This is a genomic window from Mycolicibacterium houstonense, assembly GCF_900078665.2.
GTDB classification, from domain to species: domain Bacteria; phylum Actinomycetota; class Actinomycetes; order Mycobacteriales; family Mycobacteriaceae; genus Mycobacterium; species Mycobacterium houstonense.
Genome location: NZ_LT546207.1, coordinates 4,038,116 through 4,058,930, shown reverse-complemented (window position 1 = coordinate 4,058,930; position 20,815 = coordinate 4,038,116). Strand labels below are relative to the sequence as shown.

The window sequence follows — 20,815 nt, the reverse complement described above, 5'->3', positions numbered from 1 at the left end:
GTGTTCAGCGCATCCGGGCGATGATCTGGATCTCGACGAGCGCGCCGGGCACCGCCAGCTCGGTGACGCCGACCGCGGTCCAGGCCGGATACGGGGCGGCCACGAACTCCTCCTTGACCTCGCTGAATACCTGCACGTGCCGTTGCAGGCCGACGTGGTAGCTGGTCATGTCGGTGACGTCGGCGAACGTTAGGCCCGCTTCGGCGAGCAGCCCGCGCAGGTTCTCGAAGGCCTGGGTGAACTGGGCTCGAGGATCTTCGGCCACGGTCATGTCGGGCCGGATCCCGATCATCCCCGAGCAGCGCAGGTGCTCGCCGTCGATCACCGCTGGGGAGAAATGGTGGGCGTCGCACATCGGCCGCATCCACTGCGGGACAACAATTTTCATCTGTGACTCCTGTTCAGCGCAGTTGCGCGAAGTACTCGGGCCTGACCGCGAAAGACGCGAAAGCCCCCTATTTCCGCAGAAATAGGGGGCTTCGACGTCCGCGAGGCGGAGGAACCTAGACGTGCTCCGCGACGGACAGGGCGGCGTTGATGGCATCAACCCGGTCCTTGGCGTCGCCGAACAGCATCTGGGTGTTCTCCCGGAAGAACAGCGGGTTCTGCACGCCGGCGTAACCCGAGGCCATGGAGCGCTTGAACACGATGACGTGGTCGGCGTTCCACACCGTCAGCACCGGCATGCCGGCGATCGGGCTGCCCGGATCCTCGGCGGCGGCCGGGTTCACGGTGTCGTTGGCGCCGATCACGAGCACGACGGAGGTGCCGTCGAAGTCGTCGTTGATCTCGTCCATCTCCAGCACGATGTCGTAGGGCACCTTGGCCTCGGCCAGCAGCACGTTCATGTGGCCGGGCAGGCGGCCGGCGACGGGGTGGATGCCGAACCGGACGTTGACGCCGCGGTCGCGGAGCTTGCGGGTCAGGTCGGCGACACCGTACTGGGCCTGGGCCACGGCCATGCCGTACCCGGGCGTGATGATCACGGAGTCGGCCGAGCTGAGCAGCTCGGCGGCGCCCTCGGCGGTGATCTCGCGATGCTCGCCGTAATCCTTGTCCTCGGCCGGCCCGGCCTCGATGCCGAACCCGCCGGCGATCACAGAGATGAACGACCGGTTCATCGCCTTGCACATGATGTAGGACAGGTAGGCACCCGAGGAGCCGACGAGCGCACCGGTGATGATCAGCAGGTCGTTGCCGAGCAGGAAGCCGGATGCGGCTGCGGCCCAACCGGAGTAGCTGTTCAGCATCGAGACCACGACGGGCATGTCGCCGCCGCCGATCGAGGCGACGAGGTGCCAGCCCAGCAGCAGCGCCAGCACGGTGACCACGATGAGCAGCCACAGGTGCGGCTCGATGACGAACCACACGGTCAGTGCGAAGAAGACGATCAGCGCGCCGATGTTGAGGAAGTTCTTGCCGGGCAGCATGAGTGGTGCGGACTTGATGCGGGCCGAGAGCTTGAGGTTGGCCACGATCGAGCCGGTGAAGGTCACCGCACCGATGAACACGCCGATGAACACCTCGGCCGAGTGGATGCCGAGCATGCCTTCGCCGGCCAGCTTGGTGGCCTCGGCGCCGCCGAGGTGGTTCTCGACGTGCAGGTAGCCGTTCCAGCCGACCAGCACCGCGGCCAGACCCACGAACGAGTGCAGCAGCGCGATCAATTCGGGCATGCCGGTCATCTCGACGACCTTGGCCCGCCACAGGCCGATCGCCGCACCGACGACCATGGCGCCGATCAGCAGGGCCAGGCCCAGCGGCTCGATCTTGCGGTCGAAGGCCAGCGCGATCGTCGCGATCAGCGCGACGGCCATGCCGACGATGCCGAACGTGTTACCGGCCCGCGACGTCTCGTGTTTCGAGAGGCCGGCCAGAGCGAGGATGAAGAGCAGAGCCGCGACGACGTAAGCGGCCGTGGCAACGTTTTCTAAGGTGAACATGGAATCCATTCCAAAATCTCTGTGGGCACGCAGGTTCTAGCTGCGGGAGAACATCGCGAGCATGCGACGCGTCACCGCGAAGCCGCCGAATACGTTGATACTGGCCAGCAGGATCGCCACGAAGGCCAGCGCCGTGATGACCACGTCGCGTTGGCCGATCTGCAGCAGCGCGCCCACCACGATGATTCCGGAGATCGCGTTGGTCACCGACATCAGCGGGGTGTGCAGGGCGTGGTGCACGTTGCCGATCACGTAGTAGCCGATCACGATCGCGAGCGCGAACACGGTCAGGTGGACCTGCAGCGCGGCCGGTGAGATCGCGATCAGCGCGAAGATCGCGGCCGCCACGGCGAAGGTGAGCCCGAGCCGGCGCCCGGTGGACATCGGCTTCTTCTCTTCCTTGACCGCCGGAGCGGCGGCCGCGGGTTGCGCGGCCGGGGCAGCCGAGACCTGCACCGGTGGCGGGGGCCAGGTGGTCTCCCCGTCNAGCCGGCGATGTTGGCCATCGAGGACAGCACGTCCAGCGACTGGGCGCGCGAGATACGCGGCACCGCGTCCATGGCAAGCACGGTGATCGGGCGCTCGGACAGCTTCTCGACCAATTCGGGCTTGAGCGCGGGTGAGATCAAGCTCACCAGCGTCGCTCCGTCGCGCAGCTTGCCGATCTCGGCATCATCGGGTGCGTTCACCTTGAGGACGACGTCGGCGTCCCAGGGCGAGCCGATTTCGGCACCGGCCTCTACATAGGCGGCGTCGGAGAAGCTCGAGGCAGCACCGGCACCACTTTCTACGACTACCGCGTACCCGAGCTTGATGATCTGCCCGACTGTCTGCGGTGTGGCGGCGACGCGCGTTTCCCCAGGTAGGGACTCGCGCGGGATCCCGATGAGCATCGAATCCGCTCCGTTCTATGTGTCCAGGCCTCTTCGTTCAGCCTGGAAGAGTGTCGCATTTGTGTTCAGATGGCGCGCATGCCCCTTTTGGGGGATGTGACTGCCGGCCCTGGTGCGGCTACAGCCAGTCACGACGTTTGAACATCACATACAACAGGATGACCAGCACAACAATCAAAATGCTGCTGGCGATGAAGCCCACGACGGTGTTGATTCCCGGGTACATGACGTTCTGTCCGTAGAAGCCGGTGATGGCTGTCGGCACCGCGATGATCGCGGCCCAGCCGGTGAGTTTCTTCATCACGGTGTTGAGCCGGGCGTCCTGCAGGGACAGGTTGGTCTCGAACACCGTCGTGACCATGTCGCGCAGCGATTCGGTCCACTCCGAGGCGCGCAGCACGTGGTCGTAGAGGTCCGCGTACAGCGGGTCGAGTTCGGCCGAGGTGGGTGAGTCGAGCCTGCGGTGCTGGATGGTGCTGACCACCTCCCGCGTGGGCAGCACCACGCGGCGCAGCTCGACCAGGTCCTTGCGGAGCTGAAAGGTCCGGCGCTGCAGGCCGCGGCGCGGACCGCCGTCGGCGAACAACTCATCCTCGAGGGATTCGATGGCGTCATCGAGCGCCTCGACCGCCTCGAAGTGGCCGTCGACCACGACGTCGAGCAGGCCGTGTACCAGGGCGCCGACGCCGTAGTTCTGACCGCCGAGGTCATCGAACCGTTGCGACACCTGGCCGACGTCGAACTCGGTGGCCGCACCGTTGACGCTGGGCAGCCGGACGGTGATCAGGCCGCGCGGCAGGACGAAGGCCGAGATGCGATGTTTCACCAACAGCGACGCGACGGCATCCGTACCGGGACTGCGGGTGTCGACGGCGTAGACCGTGAAGAACGTGTGGGTGCGGTACACCGAGGCCTTGGTGCGTTCCTTGGGGGCGACGGCGTCTTCCACCGCCCACATGTTGAGGCCCAATTCCTCGGCGAGTTCGTGAAGCGCGTCGGCGTCCGGGTCGTAGATGTCGGCCCACACCAGCGTGTCCTCGTCGGCCAGGCACTCCGAGATGGTCGAGAACGTGAATCCGTCGACGGGCTGTCCTGATCGCCACACCCGCCCCTGCACCTGTGTCACGACTGTCCAGTCAAGCACCATGGGATCGGCGTACCGGCGGTTCCGTCGGCGCGAGATGGATGCATCCGTACTCGGTACGCTCGGTGGGGACCTGCTGATCTTGAACGCGAGGCCCACACTCCGATGACCGATTCCCCACTCGACGGACTGATGGCGCGTGTCGGCGGTGTCAGCGGCCTGATCTATTCGGCCCTACCGGTCACCGTGTACGCAATCGTCTCGGCGCTCTCGGGGCGCGTGCCCGCGATCGTCGCCGCACTGGTGACCGCGGCCCTGGTGTTCGGCTGGCAGCTGGTGCGCCGCGAATCGGTCCGGCCCGCGCTGTGGGGATTCGTCGGCGTGGCCGCCTGCGCGCTGTNGGGCATGGCGTACTCGTCGGTGGTGGCCGCCGAGCTGTTCAACGGCATCCCCGGTATCGGCGGATTGGTCAAGGACGCAAGCAATTACAACAACACACCGGTCGTGCTGGTCGGGATCTTCGCGATCGGGATCTCGGGTCTGGTGATCGACGCAGGCTTGCGCGCTGCCGAACGGCGCAGCGTCCCCTGGAGAGGAAAAATATGAGAATCGACAAACTGCTCACGCTGCTGGCGGCCGCGACGGTGGCGCTGGCCGGCTGCGCGGTGGGCGGCTCCGGAGGGGACACCGAGAAGCCGACCATTCGCCTTGGCTACCAGTCCTTTCCGAGTGGGGATCTGATCGTCAAGAACAACGGGTGGCTGGAAGAGGCGCTGCCCGGCTACAACATCAAGTGGACCAAGTTCGACTCGGGTGCCGACGTGAACACCGCGTTCATCGCCAAGGAGCTGGACTTCGGCGCCCTGGGTTCGAGTCCGGTGGCCCGCGGCTTGTCGGCCCCGCTGAACATTCCGTACCAGGTGGCCTTCGTGCTCGATGTCGCCGGTGACAACGAGGCCCTGGTGGCCCGTGACGGCGCCGGGGTCAACTCGATCGCCGACCTGCGCGGCAAGCGTGTCGCCACGCCGTTCGCGTCGACCGCGCATTACAGTCTGCTGGCTGCCTTGGCGCAGAACGGCTTGTCGCCCAGCGATGTTCAGCTGATCGACCTGCAGCCGCAGGCCATCCTGGCGGCCTGGGAGCGCGGCGACATCGCCGCGGCCTACAGCTGGTTGCCCACCCTGGATCAGCTGCGCAAGACCGGCAAGGATCTGATCACCAGCCGGCAGCTGGCCAAGGACGGCAAGCCGACGCTGGACCTGGCTGCGGTGTCCGACGACTTCTCCGCCGCCCACCCCGAGGTCGTCGACATCTGGCGGCAGCAGCAGGCCCGCGCGCTCGATGTGATCAAGAACGACCCGCAGGCCGCCGCCAAGGCGATCGCGGCCGAGGTCGGCCTCAGCCCCGAAGATGTTGCGGGACAACTCAAGCAGGGTGTCTACCTGACGCCGGCCGAGGTGGCCTCGCCCGAGTGGCTGGGTACCGACGGCACACCGGGCAACCTGGCCGCCAATCTGCAGAGCGCATCGCAGTTCCTGGCTGATCAGAAGCAGATCCCCGAAGCTGCGCCGCTGCAGGTCTTCAAAGATGCCATCTATACGAAGGGGTTGCCCGATGTCATCGCCAAGCAGTGATGCCTCGGGTGGGCTGCGGATCAAGGACGTGGCGCACCGCTACGGGCATGGTCCGGATGAGGTCACCGCGCTGGGCCCGGTGGACCTCGATGTCGAACCGGGATCCTTCGTCGTCCTGGTCGGGGCGTCCGGATGCGGTAAAAGCACATTGCTGCGCCTGATCGCCGGATTCGAGACGCCGTCGGAGGGCCGGGTCGAGGTGGCCGGCGCCCGTCCCACGCCCGGGGTCAGCTCCGGTGTGGTGTTCCAGCAGCCGCGGCTGTTCCCGTGGCGCACGGTGGGCGGCAACGTGGATCTGGCGCTCAAGTACGCCGGGGTGCCACGGGACCGGCGGGACGAACGGCGCGAGGAACTTCTGGCACCGGGNGGCCTGGAAGGCATTGCCGCACGCAAGATCTGGGAGATCAGCGGCGGCCAGCAGCAGCGGGTGGCGATCGCGCGGGCGCTGGCCGCCGAGACGCCGCTGTTCCTGCTCGACGAACCGTTCGCGGCGTTGGACGCGCTGACCCGCGAGCGGTTGCAGGAGGATGTCCGGCAGGTGAGCGCGGAGTCCGGTCGCACAACGGTTTTCGTCACCCACAGCGCCGACGAGGCCGCTTTCCTCGGGTCACGAATCGTGGTGTTGACCCGGCGCCCGGGAAAGGTCGCGCTGGACCTGCCGGTCGACCTCCCGCGCACCGGCGTCGACCCACACGAACTGCGTCGTTCCCCGGAATACCTCAAGGTGCGCACCGAGGTGAGTGACGCGGTGAAGCTCGCCGCAGCCTGAGCATGCGCCGAAAGTGACGCCATGGTCGTAAACCCTCGCGGGCAACGACCCTGGCGTCACTCTCGTGTCAGGCGCGGCGCTGCAGGAAGTCGTCGATCAGGCCGGCGACCTTGTCGAGGTGGGTTTCCAGCAGGAAGTGCCCGCCGTCGAGCAGGTGGATCTCGGCGTCGACGGCGTCCTTGCCGAAGGCCCGCGCCCCGTCCGGGCCGAAGATCGGATCCCCTTCACCCCACACGGCCAGCACGGGAACCGCGCTGGTGCGCAGGTATTCGTGCAGCGTCGGGTACAGCGGTGCGTTGGTCGCGTAGTCGCGGAACAACTTGAGCTGCACCAAGTCATTACCGGGGCGCGACACCATGGCGGCGTCGTGCACCCAGGTGTCCGGGTTGACCAGGGTCTCGTCGGCAACCCCGGTCAGGTACTGCCATTTGATGCCGTCCACGCTCAATGCGGTCCGCACTGCCGCCTCGGTCTCGGGCGTCTGCTCACGCTGGTAGGCCCACACGCCCGTCCAGAAGCTCTCGACGAAACCTTCGTCGTAGCCATTGCCGTTCTGGCTCACGATCGCGGTGATGGCCTCCGGATGCCGCAGGGCCAGCCGCCAGCCGATCGGGGCGCCGTAGTCCTGGACGTAGATCGCGTAGCGGGACACTCCGAGCTGGTTCAGCAGGCCGTCGGTGAGGTCGGCCAGCGCGTCGAAGGTGTAGTCGAACTCGGTGACCGCGGGTGCGTCCGAGTGCCCGTAGCCCAGGTGATCGGGCGCGATGACGTGGTAGCGCTCGGCCAGTCGCGGGATGAGGTCGCGGAACATGTACGAGCTGGTGGGGAAGCCGTGCAGCAGCACGATCGTCGGTGCGTCCGGGACCCCGGCCTCGCGGTAGAACAGCCGCTGCCCGTCGACGGTGGCGTAGCGATGGTGAACGGTCATGCCTAACTCCTCAAGTCGTTTTATCGGTTAGCGATATCTAACGCCGAGTGACCTAACCTGTCAATAGTTCTATACGGGTTAGGAAATGAGGGCGCGCGGATACGCAGGACGAAAGCGGCTGGTTTGCGAATCGGAGCGCGGAAGGGGGCGAAAAGCCCTGATCGATCCCGAGATGGGATGCGCAGGCCAAGAGTCCTGGGCGATTACGCGCGACCGCCAACCCGGATTACTGGTTGTTCGTGATGGCTCGCGGCAAGTGGCACACCGCATATGGGCGCGCGATGGCTGGTGCGGAAAGAGCATGAAGGCGCGCCGGGATCACCAGCGCGCCAGACTGGCGAACGGCCCTGATCACACCGGGGGATATGCCGGCGGCGGGTAGACGCCGCGCAGACCCCAGGCCAGCCACGGGAAGAAGAAGTCGCTCTCGTCGCTGAGGTCGTAGTCAGGATTCGGATCCATCCCCGCAGTCTAGACACTGGAAGGCAAGGGTGGAACAGCGTCGCAGGCAGAATTGCCTACACTCTTCAACCATCTGGTTGATTGATTTCCTGGGCAAGGTCCGGGCGATGCTGATAGTGAGTGTGTTATGTCATCCGATGCAGAGAGCGGCCGGGGCCGCGGAGGTGCGGCTGCCAACGGGACATCCCGCCGCGATGAGCTGCTGACCGTAGCGGCCAAGCTCTTCGCTGCCCGCGGATATCACGGCACCCGGATGGACGACGTCGCCGAGGCGGTCGGGCTGAACAAGGCGACCGTCTACCACTACTACTCGAGCAAGTCGCTGATCCTGTACGACATCTACAAGGGCACCGCGGACTTCACCGTCGAGGCGTTGCACGACGATCCGACGGCCTCGGCCCGGGAGACCATCTACAACTTCACCCGCCGGTTGATGGTCGGGATCGCAAACGACCTCGAGCGTGCGGCCGTGTACTTCCAGGAGGGCCCCTACATCGCGGAGTGGTTCACCGAGGAGCAGGTCGCCTACATCCGGCGCGCCGAGACCCAGGTGTACGAGCACGTTCGCGACGTGATCGACCGCGGCATCGCCAGCGGCGAGTTCTACGACTGCGATTCGCACGTCCTGGCGCTCGGCTACATCGGGATGACGCTCGGTTCCTACCGCTGGCTCCGCCCCCACGGCAGAAGGACCGCGCAGGAAATCGCCGTGGAGTTCAGTACCGCGCTGCTACGCGGCCTGATCCGCGACGAGACCGTGCGCAACGAGTCCCCGCTCGGCATCGACGTCAACCAGACGTCCTAGAACTCAGGCTGGTGAGCATGACTGATCTGTTCCGACTGGACGGCAAGGTTGCCGTCGTCACCGGGGGTGGCCGTGGCATCGGCCTGATGATGGCCCGCGGCCTGTTGCAGGCCGGGGCGTCCGTGTACCTCTCCAGCCGCAAGGAGGCCGAACTCGACGCGGCGGTGGAGGCGCTGTCCCCACTCGGACGGGTATCCGCGGTGCCTGCCGATCTGGGGACTGCCGAAGGCGTCGCGGCGCTCACCGCGGCCGTCACCGGACGCGAGGATGCCATCCACGCCCTGTTCAACAACGCCGGCGCGGCCTGGGGTGCGCCGTATGAAGAGTTCCCGGAATCCGGGTTCGACAAGGTCTACAACGTCAACGTCAAGGGCGTGTTCCTGCTGACCCGTGCGCTCACACCGTTGCTGAATGCCGCTGCCACCGAGGACGATCCGGCCCGCGTCATCAATACCGGCAGCATCGACGGCATCGTCGCTCCCGGCAAGGGCCGCGACAACTTCTCCTACAGCGCGAGCAAGGCCGCCGTGCACATGCTGACCCGGCACCTGGCCGGCGAGCTGGCCCCGAAGATCCTCGTCAACGCAATCGCGCCGGGTTTGTTCGAATCCCGGATGACCAAGGAGATGCTGCGGGCCGGATCCGATGCCGTAGGTGCCGGCATGCCGCTGGGCCGCATCGGGCAACCCGACGACATCGCCGGCATCTCGGTGTTCCTGGCCAGCCGGGCCAGCGCCTACATCACCGGCGCCGTCATCCCGGTCGACGGCGGCGTGAGCACCATCAGCTGACGGGCTGGGTGAACCAGCCCCAGGCCAAGAAGGCGAAGATGCCGAGATAGACGACATCTCCGGCCATGTAGAGCCACTCGCTGCGACGGAATCTGGTGGTGGCCGCACCGGCCATGAACAGGGCCAGGCCGCAGGCCGCCACCGGGGTCAGGACCGGTGCGATGTTCAACGCCGCGGGTAGCACCAGGCCGATCGCACCGACCAGCTTGATGGTCGCAATCGCCTTGAGGTGACCGTCACCGAAATCGTCGACCCAGTGCTGGGTGGCGCCGATCGCCCGGTACCGCTCCCGCGACATCACCAGCATGGTGGTCCCGCCCGCGGCATAGGCGGCACCGGCAATGATCGTGATGATCCAGAGAGTGATGTTCATTCCTTGCTCCGTTTCGTGGTTACGTCGGGCTTCGTTGTTACGTAGAGCCCTGCCGACTCGTCACTGCTATGACGGATCCACGCGAGGAGAGGTAACTGATGACGCCCGAGGCAGCACTGGCTGACGCATTCGAACAACAGCGCCCGCGGCTACTCGCGGTTGCCCACCGCGTCCTCGGATCACGGGCCGACGCCGAGGACGCCGTCCAGGAGGCGTGGCTGCGCCTGTCCCGTCAGGACCCGGCCTCGATCGAGAACGTCGCCGGATGGCTCACCACCGTGGTGGGCCGAATCTGTATCGACACGTTGCGTTCGCGCAGCAGCCGCGCCGAGGTGTCCGCCGCCGTCGACCTCCCCGAACTCGTCGTCACCGAGGATGTCGACACCCCGGAGGACACCGCGGTGCTGGCCGACTCGGTCGGGCTGGCGATGCTGGTCGTGTTGGGGTCGCTGCGTCCGGACGAACGTCTCGCGTTCGTACTGCACGACATGTTCGCCGTGCCGTTCGCCGAGATCGGGCAGATCCTCGACCGATCCGGCGACGCGGTCAAGATGATGGCCAGCCGGGCGCGCCGCAAGGTTCAGGACGTACCGCCGCCGACGAGGGACCGCCGGCACAAGCAGGAACAGCGGGAGGTCGTCGACGCGTTCCTGGCCGCCGCCCGCGACGGCGACTTCGACGCCCTGCTGCGGGTGCTGGATCCCGACGTGACCTGGCAGCGGTACACGGCCACGGGCATGACCGTCGGGACCGGATCGGACGCCATCGTCGCCGCGGTTCGGCGCGGCCAGGGGACCCGTGTGCTGGCCCGGCGCGTGTCGGTCAACGGCGAGCCCGGGATCCTGGCATGGGGACCCACCGGTCGCCCGCTCAGCGTGATGGCCTGCGTCGTCGACGGCGGCCGGCTCGTCGGGATCGTGTCGATCGTCGATCCGGCCCGGCTGGCCCGGATGTCGCTGCCCGAGCCGCCCGCCGACGACTAACCTGGCTGCATGAAGTCGACGATCCTGTCCCGCCGAGATCTGGATTTCCTGCTCTACGAGTGGCTGGACGTCGAAAAGCTCACGGCGCTGGACCGATTCACCGAGCACTCCCGCGAAACATTCGACGGGGTGCTGGACCTGAGCGAGCAGCTGGCCACCCGCTACTTCGCGCCGCACAACAAGCTCAGTGACGCCGCGGAGCCGACGTTCGACGGGCAGACGGTCACGCTGATCCCCGAGGTGAAGGAGGCCTGGGACGCGTTCGCGGCGGCCGACCTGCTGGCCATGGGTTTCGACGACGAACTCGGCGGTGCGCAACTGCCGGTCACCGTGGCGCAGGCGGCGTTCGCCTGGATCGCCGCGGCGAACGTGTCCACCTCGGGCTATCTGATGCTCACCATCGCCAACGCCAACCTGCTGGCCCACTTCGGCACACCGGAGCAGATCGAGACGTACGTCAAACCCATGCTCGCGGGCCGGTTCTCGGGCACGATGGCGCTGTCGGAGACCCAGGCCGGGTCCTCGCTGGCCGACATCACCACCCGCGCCGAACCGCAGTCCGACGGCAGCTACCGATTGTCCGGCTCGAAGATGTGGATCTCCGGCGCCGAACACGAGCTCACCGAGAACATCGTCAATCTGGTGCTGGCCAAGATCCCGGGTGGACCGGCCGGCACCAAGGGCATCTCGCTGTTCATCGTGCCCAAATTCCTGCCCGATGGCACCCGTAACGGTGTGGCCATCTCCGGGCTGAATCACAAGATGGGGCAACGAGGTATCACCAATACGGTGCTCAACTTCGACGGTGCCGTCGGCTATCTGGTCGGCGAACCACACCGCGGCATCGTCTACATGTTCCACATGATGAACGAGGCCCGGCTCGGCGTCGGAATGGGCGCGGTGGCGCTGGGCTACACCGGCTACCTCAAGTCGGTGGAGTATGCGCGGGAGCGGCCCCAGGGCCGGCCGCTGGGCGTCAAGGACCCGTCGACCCCACAGGTGCCCATCATCGAGCATGCCGACGTCAAGCGAATGCTGTTGGCGCAGAAGGCCTATGTCGAAGGTGGTCTGGCGCTGGCGCTCTACTGCGCGAAGCTGGTCGATACTGGGGATCAGGCGGTGCTCGACATTCTCACCCCCGTGGCCAAGAGCTGGCCGTCGCAGTGGTGTCTGGAGGCCAACAATTTGGCGATCCAGGTGCACGGCGGCTACGGGTATACCCGCGAGTACGACGTCGAGCAGCATTACCGCGACAACCGGCTCAACCCGATCCACGAGGGCACGCACGGCATCCAGAGCCTGGACCTGCTGGGCCGCAAGGTAACCCAGAACGGCGGTACGAGCCTGGCGGCGCTGGGGGAGCGGGTCGCGGTGACGATCTCGGCCGCCCGCGCCGGTGCGGCCCCGGAGCTCGCCGACCAACTCGACGCCAGCTGGCAGCGGCTGGTCGCGGTCACCGGCACGATGTTCACCTCCGGCGACGTCGAGGCCGCGATGGCCAACAGTGCCGTCTACTTGGAGGCATTCGGGCACATCGTGGTGGCGTGGATCTGGCTCGAGCAGGTGCTGGCCGCCGAGGGCCGGGCCGGGGATTTCTATGACGGCAAGCGGCGGGCCGCGCAGTACTTCTTCCGCTACGAACTACCCAAGACAGCACCGCAATTGGATCTGCTGAAGAGCCTGGACCGCACCACGCTGGAGATGCGCGACAGCTGGTTCTAGTCGAATTCGATGATCTGGCGCACCGCGCGCCCGTCGGCGAGTTCGTCCATGCCGGTGTTGATCTGATCGAGCGTGATGGTGCCGGACACCAGGGATTCCACCGGCAGCTTCCCGGCCCGCCACAGTTCGACGAAACGCGGGATGTCGCGCGACGGTACGGCCGACCCCAGGTAGCTGCCGATCAACGACCGGCCCTCGGCCACGAACCCCAACGGCGACACCGAGATCCGGGCGTCGGGTCGCGGCAGGCCGACGGTGATGGTGCGTCCGCCCGGGCCGGTGAGCGCGATCGAGGTCTCCAGTGCGGCCGGGTGCCCCGCCGCCTCGATCACCACGTCGGCCTTGAGTCCGTTCGCCTGCTCGGGGGTGAAGGCCTCGTGTACACCGAGCTCGCGGGCCTTGGCGAGCTTGTCCGGCAGCTGGTCGACGCCGATGACGCGAACATCGTCGTGGGCCAGCGCGGTCAGGGCCGCGGCCATCCCGACGCCACCCAGCCCGACGACCGCGACGGTCTGGCCGGGGCACGGCATACCCACGTTGAGCACCGCGCCGCCGCCGGTGAGTACCGCACATCCCAACAACGAGGCGACCACCGCCGGGACATCGTCGGGCACCGGCACCACCGAACGGCGGTCCACGACGGCGTAGGTGGAGAACCCGGACACCCCGAGGTGGTGGAACACCGGTTGGCCGTCGCGGGTCAGCCGGATATCGCCGTTCATCAGGGTGCCCGCGCCGTTGGCGGCCGAGCCGGGTCCGCACGGCGTCAGCCCGTCGGTCGCACAGGCCGGGCACTGACCGCAGCGCGGCAGGAACGTCATCACCACCCGCTGCCCGATCGGCAGATCGCTGTCGCCGGCCTCGACGATCCCGGCGGCCTCGTGCCCCAGCAGCATCGGGACCGGGCGCACCCGGTTGCCGTCGACCACGGACAGATCCGAGTGGCACAACCCGGCCGCCTCGATGCGCACCAGCAGTTCGCCCGGACCGGGATCGGCGAGCTCCAGCTCGCTCACCCGGATCGGCTGAGATTCGGCGTACGGCCGGGGAAGGCCGATGTGCTCAAGGACGGCTCCGCGGATCAACATGTCGACCAGCCTGTCAGACTTCCGGAATGACCGACGGAGCCGAATTGACCCGCGGAGACTTTCCGGTGCACTGGCCGGTGCTGACCCGGTGGACCGACAACGACATGTTCGGCCATCTCAACAACGCGGTGTACTACGAGCTGTTCGACACCGCGATCAACGCCTGGATCAACACCACCTGTGACGTCGATCCGGTCAACGCGCCCTGGCTCGGTGTCGTCGCCGAATCCGGCTGCCGGTATTACGCCGAGCTGAAGTTCCCGGACCCGCTGGTCGTCGGGCTGGCGGTGGCCCGGCTGGGCAACAGCAGCGTCACCTACCAGCTCGGGTTGTTCGAGCCCGACGGGCCGGTGGCGGCGGTGGGGCACTGGGTGCACGTGTACGTGGACCGGACCACGCGCCGTCCGGTACCGATTCCCGACGTGATCCGCGATCTGCTGCAGTCGATATGCTCGCCGGATGCCGCTCGTCAGCAAGACCGTCGAGGTTGATGCCTCCGCCGAGAAGATCATGGCGATCGTCGCCGACTTCGAGGCCTACCCACAGTGGAACCCCGAGATCAAGGGCTGCTGGATCCTGGCCCGTTACGACGACGGGCGGCCCAGCCAGCTGCGGCTCGACGTCGAGATCCAGGGCCAGTCCGGGGTTTTCATCAATGCCGTGTACTACCCGGCGGAGAATCAGATCTACACCGTGCTGCAGCAGGGCGACCACTTCACCAAGCAGGAGCAGCGCTTCTCGGTGGTCCCCTTGGGCCCGGCCAACACGCTGCTTCAGGTCGATCTCGAGGTCGAGGTCAAGCTGCCGGTCCCGGCCATGATGGTCAAGAAGCTCATCGGCGACACCCTGGACCACCTGGCCAACGCCCTGGTCACCAGGGTGCAGCAGCTGCCCGGTTAGGCGGCGCGATCGGCCGCTGCCGCGCGCAGCTCCAGCACGCGGTTGCGGATGCGGTACTCGGTGCCCCGCGGAATTTCTGCGGGGCGGTAGCGCCCGTGCCTGACTCGACAGACCCGGCCATGGCTCATCTCCCAGCGCAGGGCATCGGAGATCGCCTTCGAAGGCCGCCCCGCCGTGGTGAATCCTTGCTCCTCGAGCGCGTCGACGAGATCGGCGACCGATTGCGCGCCGCACTGCAGCAGCCGCATCGTCAGTACGTAGCGGAGGTCGGTGCCCCGCAGCAGGAGTTTGTCCGTCATGGCGTTACGGTGCCGACTGGGTCTGACAAGTCACACCAGTCACGGATTTCCGAGCCGCAGCCGATGTGCCCGGCTGTCAGCGACAATTCAGCGACAATCGCCACTCTGGTCGCCGCAGCCGCATCAACCTCGTTGTCGCTGGTCCGTTTTGCCACTCTGGCATCTCGGGCCCCGTGCGACCCGTCAGTCCATCGCCCGGCTATCAGCGACTCTGTCGCTGCTAGGTGGGCAACCGGAAATCTGGTGCACACGAGGCTGTTGTTGACGGAGTTGCCCAAGTATCCATAGCGGGTGTGACCGGCGATGCACACGAGGCCGATGAGGCGATTGTCACTGGATTGTCGCTGACAGGCGGGCAGCTCGGTACCTGCCGCCAGACTGGTGCCGATGTGACATCTGGGGCCTGTCGGTCGTGCGTGGCGGGGGGCGGACCGGGAGCCGAGGGTGACAGACGGCGGGGCGAGGATGCCGGACGAGCGGCCAAGGGCGGGTGGCACCGTGGCCGGACAGCTCAGTCCCACATCCCGATCCGCTCGAGGCGCGCGATGAGCCGCTGGGCGGCGTCGGTGAACTGGTTCGCGTTGAGCTCCACCGCGGCGGGCACATCCCGCCGGCGCAGCGCGTCGATCAGCGAGCGGTGGCTTTCCACGGCCTCGGTGCCCCATTTCGGGTCGGTCGAATAGATCAGGGCGGGCAGGTAGCGCGCGACGTGCAGCAGGAACCAGGCCAGCTTGATCCGGCCGCTGGCGTGGTTGAAGGCGCGATGGAAGGCGAACTCGGCCGAGGAGATCCCCTCTGGATCCTGTTCCTGCACGGCGGCCGCGAGCTGGGCGTTGAGCTGTTCGAGCTCATCGATGCCGGCCTCGGTGATGCGGCTGGTGGTGGTGGCGGCGAGCTCGCGCGCGATGGTGGCCTGCAGCCAGAAGATGTCTTCGACGTCGGTGCGGGTCAGCGGCACCACCACGTGTCCGCGGTTCGGCTCGAGCTGCACCATCCCCTCGCCGCGCAGCGTGCGCAGGGCCTCTCGCACCGGCGTGATGCTCACCCCGAGCGCCGCGGCGGTCTCGTCGAGGCGCACGAATGTGCCGGGCCGCAGCACACCGGTCATGATCTCGGCCCGCAGCTGGGCGGCGACCTCGTCGGAGAGCTGCTCGCGCCGTCCCATACGCCGACGTGGCAGGGCCACTCTGGCAGGTGCATTCACGAGATACCGGTCGCCTTTCTGATGGGCTTGTCGCCGAGGCCCCGAGGCCATAGTGTGACCGGGGCAACCCCAATGTTTGATCAAATATCAACTTCGTGCAACTACTCGATCCCGATGGAGTGCAGATCCGTTGACTGCCGAGCCGTTTCCCACTGAGCAGCCGTACCTCGCCCGTCGCCAGAACTGGGCCAACCAGCTGACCCGGCATGCCCTCATGCAGCCCGACAAGACCGCCCTGCGATTCCTGGGGCGCACCATCACCTGGGGCGAGCTCGACCACCGAGTGACCCGCTTGGCCGGGGCGCTGAGCCGGCGCGGCGTCGGCTTCGGCGACCGGGTGCTGATCCTGATGCTCAACCGGCCCGAGTTCATCGAGGCGATGCTGGCCGCCAACCGGCTCGGCGCCATCGCGGTGCCGGTGAACTTCCGGATGACCCCGCCCGAGGTGGCCTACCTGGTCAGCGACTGCGACGCCCGGGTGGTGGTGACCGAACCCGTGCTGGCCGGGGTCGCCACCGCGGTTCGCGATCTCGATGCCACGCTGTCGACGATCGTCGTCGCCGACGCCGCGACGGAAGACGGCGTCCTGGGCTATGAGGACCTGATCGCCGAGGACGGCGAGCCGGCCGGCGCCGTCGACATTCCCAGCGATGCGCCCGCCCTGATCATGTACACCTCCGGCACCACCGGCCGGCCCAAGGGTGCGGTGCTGACCCACAACAACCTGGTGGGCCAAGGCATGACCAACCTGTTCACCACCGGGGTGGACATCAACAACGATGTCGGCTTCATCGGGGTCCCGCTCTTCCACATCGCCGGCGTCGCGGGAAACGTGAACACCGGCCTGACGCTCGGCCTGCCCACCGTGCTATATCCGCTGGGCGCGTTCGATCCGGGCGCCCTGCTCGACGTGCTGGAAGCGGAGAAGGTCACGGCGATCTTCCTGGTGCCCGCGCAGTGGCAGGCGGTTTGCGCCGAGCAGAAGGCCAACCCGCGGAACCTTTGCCTGCGGTCCCTGTCCTGGGGTGCCGCACCGGCATCGGACACGTTGCTGCGGGCCATGGCCGAAACGTTCCCGGGCAGCCAGATTCTGGCCGCGTTCGGACAGACCGAGATGTCGCCGGTCACGTGTATGTTGTTGGCGGACGACGCCATTCGCAAGCTCGGGTCGGTCGGGCAGGTGATCCCGACGGTGTCCGCCCGCATCGTCGACGAGAACATGAACGATGTCCCGGTCGGCGAGGTCGGTGAGATCGTCTACCGCGCCCCAACTTTGATGGCTGGTTACTGGAACAACCCCAAGGCCACGGCGGAAGCGTTCGCTGGCGGCTGGTTCCACTCCGGTGACCTCGTTCGCCAGGACGAGGAGGGCTACATCTGGGTCGTCGACCGCAAGAAGGACATGATCATCTCCGGCGGGGAGAACATCTACTGCGCCGAGGTGGAGAACGTCCTGGCCGGGCACCCGGCCATCACCGAGGTAGCGGTGATCGGCCGGTACGACGAGAAATGGGGCGAGGTCCCGGTCGCGGTGGTCGCCCTCAACGGGGCGGATGGCCTGGATCTCGGGGATCTCGACGGCTTCCTCACCGATCGGCTGGCCCGCTACAAGCACCCGAAGGCGCTCGAGATCGTCGACGCGCTGCCGCGTAACCCCTCGGGCAAGGTCCTCAAAACCGAACTCAGGGAACGTTTCGGCTCCCCGATCACGGCTCAATAGCGGCCGGTGATGTTGACGTCGGTGAAAGTAACTCGGCGTCAACGCTTTCTGCAGGTAGCGACGAAAGTTAGCTGCTACCTGGTGCTCTAGCTAACGGTTGATGGCACAATCCACCCGATGCGGTGCACGGCCCGGTTTCGATCGGGTACAGTCCGGTGGTCTCACTTACTACTGGCGAGTAGGGAGATGTGGATCACACAAGCTGACAGGTGGCGAGGAGGGGGCGTGCGACACGTCCAGAGGGTGCACCGGTGACGGCGCCCGCCGACGGGCTCGTCGGCTACGTACGTGGTCAATTGGAGAAGCCGCTGGCTATGGTCGGTGGCTTCTTCAAGATGAGCGTGCTCACTGGAAAGGCCTTTGTAACACGGCCTTTCCAGTGGAAAGAGTTCGTCCTGCAGAGCTGGTTCCTGATCCGGGTGGCATTCCTGCCCACGCTCGCGGTGTCGATCCCGCTGACCGTGCTCATCATCTTCACGCTCAACATCCTGTTGGCCGAGTTCGGCGCGGCTGACGTATCGGGCGCCGGTGCGGCGCTGGGTGCCGTCACTCAGCTCGGCCCCCTGGTCACCGTGCTCGTGGTGGCCGGCGCGGGCTCGACCGCGATTTGCGCGGACCTGGGTGCGCGCACCGTGCGTGAGGAGATCGACGCGCTCGAGGTGCTCGGCATCGACCCGATCGAGCGGCTGGTCGTCCCCCGCGTGGTGGCCTCCACGTTCGTGGCCTTCATGCTCAACGGCGCGGTGATCACCATCGGCCTCGTCGGTGGCTTCTTCTTCGGCGTCTACATCCAGAACGTCTCCGCCGGCGCCTATGTGTCGACGCTGACGCTGCTCACCGGATTCCCCGAGGTGATGATCTCGGTGGTCAAGGCCACGCTGTTCGGCCTCATCGCCGGGCTCGTCGGCTGCTACCGGGGCCTGACGGTGGCCGGTGGTTCAAAGGGTGTGGGCACCGCGGTGAACGAGACCCTGGTGCTCTGCGTGGTGGCGTTGTTCGCAGTCAACGTCGTGCTCACCACGATCGGCGTGCGATTCGGAACAGGGGGTTGACATGAGTACTACGACAGTCCTTCGCTCCCGGTTCCCCCGGGCGTTCTCGCGCACCTCGGAGTTCGCCGGTGCACCGGGCCGGCTGCTCGACAGCATGGGCCACGTCGCGTGGTTCGTCGTCCAGGCCATCGGCTCCATTCCGCACGCGTTCCGGCACTACCGCCGTGAGGCGCTGCGCCTGGTCGCCGAGATCGGTATGGGCACCGGCGCCATGGCCGTCATCGGCGGCACCGTGGCCATCATCGGGTTCGTGACGCTGTCGGCGGGCTCTCTGATCGCCATCCAGGGTTTCGCCTCCCTCGGCAACATCGGCGTCGAGGCATTTACCGGCTTCTTCGCAGCTTTGGCAAACATCCGCGTCGTTGCTCCGGTCGTCACCGGTCAGGCGCTGGCCGCCACGGTCGGGGCCGGTGCCACCGCCGAGCTCGGCGCCATGCGCATCAGTGAAGAGGTCGACGCGCTGGAAGTGATGGGCATCCGGTCGATTTCGTACCTGGTGTCCACCCGGATCATCGCCGGCTCCATCGTCATCATCCCGCTGTACGCGATGGCGATCCTGCTGTCGTTCCTGTCGGCGCAGTTCGTCACGACGATCTTCTACTCGCAGTCGGTCGGTACGTATGAGCACTACTTCCATACGTTCCTGCGCGTCGACGACGTGATGTGGTCCTTCCTCGAGGTCATCATCATGTCGATCGTGGTCATGTTGAACCACTGCTACTTCGGCTATTACGCCAGTGGCGGTGCTGTCGGTGTGGGTGAGGCCGTGGGGAGGTCGATGCGAACCTCGTTGATCGCGATCGTGTTGGTGGTCCTGTTGGCATCGTTGGCGCTGTACGGCACCGACCCCAACTTCAATCTCACGGTGTAGCGCCATGACTCAGCCTGCAGTGCCTCACGCACCCTTGAACAAGCCGAAGATCCCGCCGTACAAGCTGGCCGGATTGGTGCTCGCGCTCGTCACGATGCTGGTCCTGGCCCTGACGTGGATGCAGTTCCGCGGGTCGTTCGAAGAGAAGACGCAGCTGACCGTGCTGTCCGGCCGGGCCGGTCTGTCGATGGACCCGGGTTCGAAGGTCACGTTCAACGGCGTGCCGATCGGCCGGCTGGCCGCGGTCGATGTGGTTACCGTCGACGACAACCCCGAGGCCAAGCTGACGCTGGACGTCGAGCCGCAGTACCTGAAGCTGATTCCGGAGAATGTGACCGCCGAGCTGCGGGCCACCACCGTGTTCGGCAACAAGTACATCTCGTTCCTGTCGCCGGAAAACCCGTCGGCGCAACGGTTGTCGCCTTCGACGCCGATTCGCGCCCAGGGCGTGACGACGGAGTTCAACACGCTGTTCGAGACGATCACGGCGATCTCCGAGCAGATCGACCCGATCAAGCTGAACCAGACCCTGACCGCGACGGCGCAGGCGCTCGACGGCCTGGGTGACAAGTTCGGTGAGTCGATCGTCAACGGCAACACCATCCTGGCCGACCTCAACGGCCGCATGCCCGAGATCCGGCGCGACATCGCGGGATTGGCCGATCTGGGCGAGGTGTACGCGAATGCCGGACCCGATCTGTTCGACGGGTTGACCAACGCCGTCACCACCGCCCGCACCCTCAACGAGCAGCGTGGCAACCTGGACCAGGCGCTGGTGGCCGCGGTCGGCTTCGGCAACACCGGCGGGGACATCTTCGAACGCGGCGGGCCCTACCTGGTCCGTGGTGCACAAGATCTGCTGCCCACCTCGGCGCTGCTGGACAAGTACAGCCCGGCGCTGTTCTGCACGGTCCGCAACTACCACGATGCCGGCCCCAAACTGGCCGGGGCGCTTGGCGGTAACGGCTACTCGCTGCAGACGCATTCGCTGGTGGTCGGCGTCGGCAACACGTACGTCTATCCCGACAACCTTCCGCGGGTCAACGCCAAGGGCGGGCCCGAGGGCCGGCCCGGCTGCTGGCAGCCGGTCACCAGGGACCTGTGGCCCATGCCGTACCTGGTCATGGACACCGGTGCCTCGATCGCGCCGTACAACCACCTCGAAATGGGCCAACCGCTCGTGACTGAGTACGTCTGGGGTCGCCAAGTGGGGGAGAACACGATCAACCCATGAGTGAAGCTTGCGGAACGAATAATCAGCTGGCATGCGGGACCCGAGCCTGCGAGGGAGCCG

21 protein-coding genes and 2 pseudogenes are annotated in these 20,815 nt (G+C 66.6%); 13 read left to right on the top strand and 10 right to left on the bottom strand.

The window, feature by feature from the left end; all coding sequences use genetic code 11:
* Positions 1-4 precede the first annotated feature (4 nt).
* From BN4332_RS20265 to BN4332_RS20250, 4 genes and pseudogenes are all read right to left on the bottom strand, one after another.
* Entirely contained in the window at positions 5-388 is a 384-nt protein-coding gene (locus BN4332_RS20265) for a RidA family protein (RefSeq protein WP_066901016.1), read from the bottom strand.
* Between the two features lie 115 nt (positions 389-503).
* Complete coding sequence (gene pntB, locus BN4332_RS20260; protein WP_066901195.1) at positions 504-1,943, bottom strand: Re/Si-specific NAD(P)(+) transhydrogenase subunit beta; 1,440 nt, start codon at positions 1,941-1,943, stop codon at positions 504-506.
* A gap of 36 nt (positions 1,944-1,979) precedes the next feature.
* Positions 1,980-2,836: pseudogene (locus BN4332_RS20255) on the bottom strand (proton-translocating transhydrogenase family protein).
* Positions 2,837-2,954: 118 nt separating this feature from the next.
* Complete coding sequence (locus tag BN4332_RS20250; protein ID WP_066901193.1) at positions 2,955-3,962, bottom strand: magnesium transporter CorA family protein; 1,008 nt, start codon at positions 3,960-3,962, stop codon at positions 2,955-2,957.
* 123 nt (positions 3,963-4,085) lie between these two features.
* Here BN4332_RS20250 and BN4332_RS34500 point away from each other — a divergent pair, with 123 nt between their 5' ends.
* The 3 genes from BN4332_RS34500 to BN4332_RS20235 are packed head-to-tail and all read left to right on the top strand — an operon-like array spanning position 4,086 to position 6,323.
* A complete protein-coding gene (locus BN4332_RS34500; protein WP_084459346.1) occupies positions 4,086-4,526 on the top strand; it encodes a DUF3159 domain-containing protein in 441 nt (146 codons plus the stop codon).
* Positions 4,523-5,554, top strand: a complete 1,032-nt coding sequence (locus tag BN4332_RS20240) for a taurine ABC transporter substrate-binding protein (RefSeq protein WP_066901010.1) — start codon at positions 4,523-4,525, stop codon at positions 5,552-5,554. Before BN4332_RS34500 ends, BN4332_RS20240 begins: the two co-directional genes overlap by 4 nt.
* Complete coding sequence (locus tag BN4332_RS20235) at positions 5,535-6,323, top strand: ABC transporter ATP-binding protein (RefSeq protein WP_066901008.1); 789 nt, start codon at positions 5,535-5,537, stop codon at positions 6,321-6,323. Before BN4332_RS20240 ends, BN4332_RS20235 begins: the two co-directional genes overlap by 20 nt.
* A 67-nt stretch (positions 6,324-6,390) precedes the next feature.
* Here the strand turns inward: BN4332_RS20235 and BN4332_RS20230 are convergent, their stop codons facing one another.
* Entirely contained in the window at positions 6,391-7,251 is an 861-nt protein-coding gene (locus BN4332_RS20230; RefSeq protein WP_066901006.1) for an alpha/beta fold hydrolase, read from the bottom strand.
* Between the two features lie 351 nt (positions 7,252-7,602).
* Complete coding sequence (locus BN4332_RS20225) at positions 7,603-7,713, bottom strand: hypothetical protein (protein WP_003883225.1); 111 nt, start codon at positions 7,711-7,713, stop codon at positions 7,603-7,605.
* Between the two features lie 127 nt (positions 7,714-7,840).
* Between BN4332_RS20225 and BN4332_RS20220 the strand changes: the two genes are divergently transcribed.
* The gene (locus BN4332_RS20220) at positions 7,841-8,518 is read left to right on the top strand and encodes a TetR/AcrR family transcriptional regulator (RefSeq protein ID WP_066901004.1); all 678 of its coding nucleotides are present in this window, start codon (positions 7,841-7,843) and stop codon (positions 8,516-8,518) included.
* A gap of 17 nt (positions 8,519-8,535) precedes the next feature.
* A complete protein-coding gene (locus BN4332_RS20215) occupies positions 8,536-9,309 on the top strand; it encodes an SDR family oxidoreductase (RefSeq protein ID WP_066901191.1) in 774 nt (257 codons plus the stop codon).
* On the opposite strand, the gene BN4332_RS20210 is transcribed toward BN4332_RS20215, so the two are convergent.
* Positions 9,302-9,682, bottom strand: a complete 381-nt coding sequence (locus tag BN4332_RS20210) for a DoxX family protein (protein ID WP_066901002.1) — start codon at positions 9,680-9,682, stop codon at positions 9,302-9,304. The two genes, BN4332_RS20215 and BN4332_RS20210, sit on opposite strands and share 8 nt — an antisense overlap.
* A 98-nt stretch (positions 9,683-9,780) precedes the next feature.
* On the opposite strand from BN4332_RS20210, the gene BN4332_RS20205 reads away from it, so the two are divergent.
* Both BN4332_RS20205 and BN4332_RS20200 read left to right on the top strand, forming a co-directional pair.
* Positions 9,781-10,665 carry a sigma-70 family RNA polymerase sigma factor gene (locus tag BN4332_RS20205; protein WP_066901000.1) on the top strand — a complete coding sequence of 295 codons (885 nt, stop codon included), beginning with the start codon at positions 9,781-9,783 and terminating at the stop codon, positions 10,663-10,665.
* A gap of 9 nt (positions 10,666-10,674) precedes the next feature.
* Positions 10,675-12,387: an acyl-CoA dehydrogenase gene (locus tag BN4332_RS20200; RefSeq protein ID WP_066900998.1), complete on the top strand. Its 1,713-nt coding sequence runs from the start codon at positions 10,675-10,677 to the stop codon at positions 12,385-12,387.
* Here BN4332_RS20200 and BN4332_RS20195 read toward each other — a convergent pair.
* A complete protein-coding gene (locus BN4332_RS20195; RefSeq protein ID WP_066900996.1) occupies positions 12,384-13,475 on the bottom strand; it encodes an alcohol dehydrogenase catalytic domain-containing protein in 1,092 nt (363 codons plus the stop codon). The genes BN4332_RS20200 and BN4332_RS20195 overlap by 4 nt on opposite strands.
* Positions 13,476-13,501: 26 nt before the next feature.
* Here BN4332_RS20195 and BN4332_RS20190 point away from each other — a divergent pair, with 26 nt between their 5' ends.
* Together BN4332_RS20190 and BN4332_RS20185 are read left to right on the top strand one after the other, a co-directional pair.
* On the top strand, positions 13,502-13,966 hold the full coding sequence (locus tag BN4332_RS20190; RefSeq protein WP_066900994.1) for an acyl-CoA thioesterase: 465 nt from the start codon (positions 13,502-13,504) through the stop codon (positions 13,964-13,966).
* Positions 13,935-14,375 carry an SRPBCC family protein gene (locus BN4332_RS20185; RefSeq protein ID WP_066900993.1) on the top strand — a complete coding sequence of 147 codons (441 nt, stop codon included), beginning with the start codon at positions 13,935-13,937 and terminating at the stop codon, positions 14,373-14,375. The genes BN4332_RS20190 and BN4332_RS20185 overlap by 32 nt, the downstream gene beginning before the upstream one ends.
* Here the strand turns inward: BN4332_RS20185 and BN4332_RS20180 are convergent.
* Positions 14,372-14,674: a hypothetical protein gene (locus tag BN4332_RS20180; protein ID WP_066900991.1), complete on the bottom strand. Its 303-nt coding sequence runs from the start codon at positions 14,672-14,674 to the stop codon at positions 14,372-14,374. The two genes, BN4332_RS20185 and BN4332_RS20180, sit on opposite strands and share 4 nt — an antisense overlap.
* A 511-nt stretch (positions 14,675-15,185) precedes the next feature.
* A complete protein-coding gene (locus BN4332_RS20175; protein ID WP_066900989.1) occupies positions 15,186-15,878 on the bottom strand; it encodes a GntR family transcriptional regulator in 693 nt (230 codons plus the stop codon).
* 130 nt (positions 15,879-16,008) lie between these two features.
* Between BN4332_RS20175 and fadD5 the strand changes: the two are divergent.
* The 4 genes and pseudogenes from fadD5 (at position 16,009) to BN4332_RS20155 (ending at position 20,755) form a co-directional block, all read left to right on the top strand.
* A pseudogene (gene fadD5, locus BN4332_RS20170) lies at positions 16,009-17,669 on the top strand (fatty-acid--CoA ligase FadD5).
* Positions 17,670-17,849: 180 nt separating this feature from the next.
* On the top strand, positions 17,850-18,650 hold the full coding sequence (locus BN4332_RS20165; protein WP_066900987.1) for an MlaE family ABC transporter permease: 801 nt from the start codon (positions 17,850-17,852) through the stop codon (positions 18,648-18,650).
* Between the two features lies 1 nt (position 18,651).
* A complete protein-coding gene (locus tag BN4332_RS20160; protein WP_066900985.1) occupies positions 18,652-19,521 on the top strand; it encodes an ABC transporter permease in 870 nt (289 codons plus the stop codon).
* A 4-nt stretch (positions 19,522-19,525) separates the two neighbouring features.
* Positions 19,526-20,755, top strand: a complete 1,230-nt coding sequence (locus tag BN4332_RS20155) for an MCE family protein (RefSeq protein WP_066900983.1) — start codon at positions 19,526-19,528, stop codon at positions 20,753-20,755.
* The last annotated feature ends 60 nt before the right edge of the window (positions 20,756-20,815 follow it).